The sequence below is a fragment of the Streptomyces sp. NPDC057002 genome, assembly GCF_042673825.1.
Classification (GTDB): Bacteria; Actinomycetota; Actinomycetes; order Streptomycetales; family Streptomycetaceae; genus Streptomyces.
Map to the genome: position 1 here is coordinate 637,315 of NZ_JBHURZ010000006.1, position 7,270 is coordinate 644,584.

General features: G+C 68.8%; 5 protein-coding genes. 3 read left to right on the forward strand and 2 right to left on the reverse strand.

Features of this window, described 5'->3' with window-relative positions; genetic code table 11:
- Positions 1 to 63: 63 nt before the first annotated feature.
- Complete coding sequence (locus ACFT32_RS31130; protein ID WP_382495887.1) at positions 64 to 2,187, reverse strand: fructose-specific PTS transporter subunit EIIC; 2,124 nt, start codon at positions 2,185 to 2,187, stop codon at positions 64 to 66.
- 446 nt (positions 2,188 to 2,633) lie between these two features.
- On the opposite strand from ACFT32_RS31130, the gene ahcY reads away from it, so the two are divergent.
- Positions 2,634 to 4,091 (forward strand): adenosylhomocysteinase, encoded by a 1,458-nt coding sequence (gene ahcY, locus ACFT32_RS31135; protein WP_382495889.1) that lies wholly within the window; start codon positions 2,634 to 2,636, stop codon positions 4,089 to 4,091.
- 116 nt (positions 4,092 to 4,207) lie between these two features.
- Entirely contained in the window at positions 4,208 to 4,822 is a 615-nt protein-coding gene (locus ACFT32_RS31140) for a hypothetical protein (RefSeq protein WP_382495891.1), read from the forward strand.
- A gap of 37 nt (positions 4,823 to 4,859) precedes the next feature.
- Here the strand turns inward: ACFT32_RS31140 and ACFT32_RS31145 are convergent, their stop codons facing one another.
- Positions 4,860 to 5,795, reverse strand: a complete 936-nt coding sequence (locus tag ACFT32_RS31145) for an RDD family protein (RefSeq protein ID WP_382495893.1) — start codon at positions 5,793 to 5,795, stop codon at positions 4,860 to 4,862.
- A gap of 128 nt (positions 5,796 to 5,923) precedes the next feature.
- Here ACFT32_RS31145 and ACFT32_RS31150 point away from each other — a divergent pair, with 128 nt between their 5' ends.
- Positions 5,924 to 6,931 carry a stage II sporulation protein M gene (locus tag ACFT32_RS31150; RefSeq protein ID WP_382495894.1) on the forward strand — a complete coding sequence of 336 codons (1,008 nt, stop codon included), beginning with the start codon at positions 5,924 to 5,926 and terminating at the stop codon, positions 6,929 to 6,931.
- Positions 6,932 to 7,270: the final 339 nt, after the last annotated feature.

Below are 7,270 nucleotides of genomic sequence, written 5' to 3' on the forward strand. Positions count from 1 at the left end.
CCCGGACACACGTGGGGCCCGCCGAACCAAATCGGCGGGCCCCACGCGCATCCTCCTACTCGACTACTCGACCTCGCGCAGCACCTCGAGGAGGGCCGATTCGCCCGAGGCTGCCAGCAGCCGCTCCCGGAACCCGGCGTCCATCAACTTCCGCGACAGCAGCGCCAGAATCCGCAGATGCTCGTCACCCGCCGCCGCCTCCGGTACGGCGATCATGAACACCAGCCTCGCCTTCGTACCGTCAAGCGAGCCCCACTCGACGCCCTGCGCGGACCGCGCGAAACCGACGACCGGCTCCGTCACCGCATCCGTCTTGGCGTGCGGAATCGCGATCTCCTCACCGAGCCCGGTCGTGCCCTGCGCCTCCCGCCGCAGCGCGGTCGCCACCAGTTCCTCCAGGTCCGCGACCTTGCCGGTCCGAGCCAGCAGCTCCGCCATCTCCCGGATGGCGGCCTCCTTGTCGCCCGCTTCGAGGCCGACCTTGACGGTCTGCTCGGTGAGGTGACCGGAGAGCACCTCGGCGGACGCGCCACCGAGGCCGGACGGCTCGGGCACTGCCGCTTCATCCGCCACGGCTGTGGCACCGCTCGCGGCAGCAGCGGCAGTCGCCGGCCCACGTACGGCCGCCGGCGCTACGACTGCACCGCCACCGCCACCGCCACCGCCACTGGGCACTCCGGCCGGCGCGGGCTCAAGCCCGGCGGCACCCGCACCGAAGCCCGCCGCCTCCCCGCGCCGCTTGCGCTCACCCAGGTCGACGAGGGCCACCGTCGTCAGCGCGGTGACGACCGAGCCGATCACCACGGCCACGAAGAACATCGGCACGCCGCTCACCGCACCCAGCACGGCCACGATCGGCCCACCGTGCGGCACCGCGTCCTCGACCCCGGCGACTCCTGCGATCGCACCGGCGACCGCGCCGCCCAGCATGTTGGCGGGGATGACCTGCGCGGGCCGCGCCGCCGCGAACGGGATCGCACCCTCCGAGATCCCGAAGCACCCCATGAACAGTGCGGCGAACCCGGTCTCCCGCTCCTGCTCGGTGTACAGCCGCTTCCGTATCAGCGTGGCCAGGCCCTGCCCCAGCGGCATGACCGGGATCGCGGCCGCGCACATGCCCATGACCGTCTGGTTGCCGGTCGCGATGAGGCCCGCCCCGAACAGGAACGCCGTCTTGTTGACCGGCCCGCCCATGTCGAACGCGATCATGAGCCCCAGAATCGCGCCGAGCAGGATCGCGCTGGTACCGGTCATCCCGCTGAGCCAGTCGGTCAGGTGCTCGAACACCCAGGAGATCGGCTTGCCGATGACGTAGATGAAGAACAGCCCCAGAGCCGTGGTCGCCACGATCGGGATCACGATGATCGGCATGATCGGCTGCGCGAACTTCGGAACCTTGACCTTCTTGATCCACAACACCAGATACCCGGCGAGGAACCCGGTCACGATCGCTCCGATGAACCCGGCGCCCGCCTTGGAGTCGTACAACTCACCGGTGTTGGCGATCCAGCCGCCGATCATGCCGGGCACGAGGGCGGGCCGGTCCCCGATGGCATACGCGATGTAGCCGGACAGGATCGGCACCATCAGCGTGAAGCCGATGACGCCGATGTTGTTCACGTCCATCCAGAAGGAGTCCTTCGGGATGACCAGACCCCCCGACGGGTCGGTGTGCCCGCCGAGCGAGAGCGAGATCGCGATCAGCAGCCCGCCGACCACGACGAACGGGATCATGTAACTGACCCCGTTCATCAGCGCCTTGTACCCGACGCTCCGCTCCTTGCCGCCACCGGCAGCGGGAGCCGTGGGGGTGCCCCCTGCCGCGTGCACGGGCGCCGACAGCACCCGCTCGATCAGCTGCTCCGGGTGACGAATGCCCTCCGCCACCCCGACGGTCAGGACCCGCTTCCCCGCGAAACGGCTCAGGTCCACGTCCTTGTCCGCGGCGACGATGATGCCGTCGGCGTGCTTGACATCGTTGTCATCGAGGACGTTTTCAGCCCCGATGGATCCCTGCGTCTCCACCTTCATCTCGATGCCGCGACTCTCGGCGGCCTGCGCGAGCTTCTCAGCCGCCATGTACGTGTGGGCGATGCCGGTCGGGCATGCGGTCACCGCGAGCAGCTTCAACCGCTGCCGCTCACCATTGCCGCTGCCCGTGGGGGGAGGGCCGGCCGGACTGGTCACGTCGATCTCCTAACGCCTTTGTCATGCGGAATCGCCGTCCCGGACGCCCCGCAAGATCGATCAGTTGTTCAGATCTCCCGGGCATCCTGCACCACGCCGCCGCAGACTCAAAGGCCAAAAGATCCCTGATAGTTCTGCTTTGTCGCCTCCTGTCGACTGTTCGTTGGTGTCCTGTTATCGCGCCCGCTCATCGCCTCGATGGCGCGATCTGTTCGGATGCGGACTGGGGACGGTGCGGCCTCCCGGTGTAGCTTGGGACGGAGCCAGACGTCGCTGCTGATGGCGGTCGGGCGGTCCCACCGCGGACCGGCCGAGGGAGAGAGGGCCTCCGACGGACTGCGCTGCGTGTACGCGGGCATGCCAGTGTCCTCCCTGGGCACCCCTGTGTCCGCCGCCGCGCAGACCAGCCGTATACACCTCGACCCAACTCCGAGGAGCAGCTCGCAATGACGACTGTCGACAACCGACAGGACTTCAAGGTCGCCGACCTCTCCCTGGCCGACTTCGGCCGCAAGGAGATCACCCTCGCCGAGCACGAGATGCCGGGCCTGATGGCGATCCGCAAGGAATACGCCGAGGCGCAGCCCCTCGCCGGCGCCCGTGTCACCGGCTCCCTGCACATGACCGTGCAGACCGCCGTGCTCATCGAGACCCTGGTCGCCCTGGGCGCGCAGGTCCGCTGGGCCTCATGCAACATCTTCTCCACCCAGGACCACGCCGCGGCCGCCATCGCCGTCGGCCCGAACGGCACGCCCGACAACCCGCAGGGCGTCCCGGTCTTCGCCTGGAAGGGCGAGACCCTGGAGGAGTACTGGTGGTGCACGGAGCAGGCGCTGACCTGGCCGGACACCCCCACCGGCGGCCCGAACATGATCCTCGACGACGGCGGTGACGCCACCCTCCTCGTCCACAAGGGCGTCGAGTACGAGAAGGACGGCAAGGTCCCCGCCGTCGACACCGCCGAGAACGACGAGCACCGCGTCATCCTCGAACTCCTCAACCGCACCATCACCGACGGTTCCCAGAAGTGGACCCAGCTCGCCTCGGAGATCCGCGGTGTCACCGAGGAGACCACGACCGGCGTCCACCGCCTGTACGAGATGCAGCGCGACGGCAACCTCCTGTTCCCGGCGATCAACGTCAACGACGCTGTCACCAAGTCGAAGTTCGACAACAAGTACGGCTGCCGCCACTCGCTCGTCGACGGCATCAACCGCGCCACCGACGTCCTCATCGGCGGCAAGACCGCGGTCATCTTCGGCTACGGCGACGTGGGCAAGGGCTGTGCGGAGTCCCTGCGCGGCCAGGGCGCCCGCGTGATCATCACCGAGATCGACCCGATCTGCGCGCTCCAGGCGGCGATGGACGGCTACCAGGTCACGACCCTCGACGAGGTCGTCGACAAGGCCGACATCTTCGTCACCACGACCGGCAACAAGGACATCATCATGGCCTCGGACATGGCCAAGATGAAGCACCAGGCGATCGTCGGCAATATCGGCCACTTCGACAACGAGATCGACATGGCCGGCCTCGCTAAGATCCCCGGCATCGTCAAGGACGAGGTCAAGCCGCAGGTCCACACCTGGACGTTCCCCGACGGCAAGGTGCTCATCGTCCTCTCCGAGGGCCGCCTGCTGAACCTGGGCAACGCCACCGGCCACCCGTCGTTCGTGATGTCCAACTCCTTCGCGGACCAGACCCTGGCCCAGATCGAGCTGTTCACCAAGCCCGACGAGTACCCGACCGGCGTCTACGTGCTGCCCAAGCACCTCGACGAGAAGGTCGCCCGCCTGCACCTCGACTCGCTCGGCGTGAAGCTGACCACGCTCCGCCCCGAGCAGGCCGAGTACATCGGCGTCCAGGTCGAGGGCCCGTTCAAGCCGGACCACTACCGCTACTGAGCCGCGCCGCCCGGCAGCAGGTCCTTCGAGGCAGGCCCCCGCACCCCCGTGCCGGGGGCCTGCCCCTTTCCCGGACCAGTGACCGGGCCGGCCCGTCAAGCCCCAGGACGACCCCCATGCCCCGCGGCCGTTATTCGCTCCACGATCCGCACGATCACACCCCCCTCGCAGAAGAGCACTTCCACTGCGCCACCGGCCCCTCCGGCTGGCGCTACGTCTCCCAGCTGACCACCCCCTCGGGCGATCACCACGGCTCCGTCGACCTCACCCTCGACGAACTCGGCCGCCCCATCCGCCTCGAACTCCACGCCTCCGCCTGGCAAGTCCGCGGCGCCGCCCTCGACGGCGTCACCTGGGTCCGCACCGACCCCACCGGGATCGAGGCCACCGAAGGCAACGTGCGCGCCCATGCCTTCACCGGCACTTCCCCGGCGTTCCTCGTCGCCACCGCCCGTCTCCTGCGCCTCACCCCCTCCGCAGCCGCCACCCGCGTACGTCTCGTCGCCTTCACGGACCCGGTCCTCGCCCCCCGCACCGTGGACCAGTCGTGGTCCTTGGTGAAGAGAGAAGCACACGCCACTGACAACGGCCCTCTGACCGTGGACGAATACCAGGTCACAGACCTGGACACGGGCGAGCAGCACGCCGTGCACATCGCGGGCGATGTGGTGCTCGCGGCCCCCGGCATCGAGCTCGAGGACCTCGAATCACCGCCGTCGGCATTCACCTGACCAGGCAGCCGCGGCTGAGCGGACAGCCCCGCTCTCACTAAGCCGGCGGCACGAACCCGGTGCCGGGACGCTCACCCGCCGGAACCTCCGGCGCCTCCACAGGCCGGCCCCCACCAGACGACTCGGACGCCGCACCAGGCGCCACAACGGGCGGCACGTCAGCAGCCGGCGGTCCGTACGCGGCCGGAGGCCCTTGCCCAGCCGGAGCGGGAGCCGGGGCCGCACCGCTCCCGAAAGCCCGCCGGGACTCCCGCGCCTGCCGCTCCTGCACGACCGCCGCCAGATACGCCGCCGGCGGAACACCCTGCGGCACCGGTGCCCCCGTACGCTCCGCGAGATCCGACGCCAGCCGCTCCGCCATCGACCAGCCCACCTGCGGATCCAACTGCTGCATCCGCGTCAGATACTGACGGACGGCGAGCCACAGCCCGTCGGGCACCGCGGACAGATCGAGCCCCGAGAACCGTCCCGCCAGCCAGGGCGGAGGAGGCGGCACAAACCCGGTCCGCGTGACCGGAATCCGCTCCCGTACGACAAGAGTCCCTGCGAACACATCTCCCAGCCGCCGCCCACGCGCCGACACGAACGAGGCGATACAGGCGATGATCCCGAAGGTCATGAGGATCTCGATCACCGCGATCAAGCCCCTCACCAGCGCATGACGGAAGCGGATCGGACCCCCGTCGTCCCGCACCACACGCAGACCGCACGCCATCTTCCCGAGCGACCGCCCGTGACTGAGCGTCTCCACCGCGATCGGCGCACCCACCAGCACGAGAACGAACGTCGCGATCGACAGAGCCGTCTGCGCCGCCTCGTCGAGCGAGGCCGTGGAAGTCACCAGCACGATGGTCACCGCCACATAGACGGCCATGGCCGCCACAAGGTCGAGCAGCACGGCCAGCGCCCTGCTGGGCAGCCTCGCGGGGCGCAGCTCCAACGCCACAGCCTCGCCCGTCACCAGCTCACTCACGCCCGCCGTCCTTCCCCTGCCCTGCCCCGAACAGGGCCAGTCTGCCAAGCTGAGGGCGCATCGCGCCGCAGTACGACAAGCTGATCCACGACGAGTCGCCGACGAACAGCCGAGGAGCAGGCACACCGATGGACCTCGACGTCTTCGTCTCCGCCCACCGAGCGGAGTGGGACCGCCTCGAAGCCCTGCTGCGTCGCCAGCGCCGCCTCAACGGCGCCGAAGCCGACGAACTCGTCACTCTCTACCAGCGCACCGCCACACACCTCTCCCTGATCCAGTCCAGCGCCCCCGACCCCCAGCTGACCGGTCGGCTCAGTCACCTGGTGGCACGCGCGCGTAGCGCTGTGACAGGCACCCGACGTGCCTCCTGGCGCGACGTCACCCGCTTCCTCGCCCAGAGCTTCCCCGCCGCCGTCTACAAGTCACGCCACTGGTGGGTACCCACCGCGCTCCTGTCCACGGCCGTGGCCGCGCTCCTGGGCTGGTGGATCGGCACCCACCCTCCAGTACAGGCGTCCATCGCGGCCCCCAGCGAACTACGCGAGCTCACCCGCCCCGGTGGCCAGTACGAGACCTACTACTCCAGCCACCCGGCTGCCAGCTTCGCCGCCCAGGTCTGGACGAACAACGCCTGGGCCGCCGCCCTGTGCCTGATCCTCGGGGTCTTCCTGGGACTCCCGGTCATCTGGATCCTCTTCCAGAACATGCTCAACCTCGGCATCGGCTTCGGCCTGATGTCCTCGGCCGGCCGACTCGACACCTTCCTCGGCCTGGTCCTCCCGCACGGCCTGCTGGAACTGACCGCGGTCTTCGTGGCCGCGGGCACCGGCCTGCGCCTCGGCTGGACCCTCATCGATCCGGGCCCCCGCACGCGACGCACGGCTCTGGCGGAAGAGGGCCGCGCCGCCATCGGCATGGCCATCGGCCTCGCCCTGGTCCTCTTCGTCTCCGGCGCCATCGAAGGCTTCGTCACCCCGTCCGGCCTCCCCACCTGGGCACGCATCACCATCGGAGTCGCCGCCGAACTGGCTTTCCTGGCCTACGTCTACGTCCTGGGCGGTCGTGCCGCCCGAGCCGGAGACACCGGTGACGTCGAGGCAGCAGAGCGCAGCGCCACCGTTCCGACAGCGGCCTAAACCTCCTGACGGCCACCGGATGTGCGACCACGTCCGTTCAGCTGCTAGTCTCCTCTTCGCCCCACAGGAGTCGTTGACGCGGCGAGTGCGGGGAGGTAGATTTGAACAGTTGCCTGGAGATGGGTTCCACCCCAGACGGCGACAGTGAACATCTACCTGCTTCTTGAAACGCTGATTTCATTGAAGCCACTCCCGATGAATCGGAAATGAGCGGCCGGTCAGTACGGCCCGGAACTTCTGATAAAGTCGGAACCGCCGGAAAGGGAAACGCGGAAGCGGGAACCTGGAAAGCACCGAGGAAATCGGATCGGAAAGATCTGATAGAGTCGGAAACGCAAG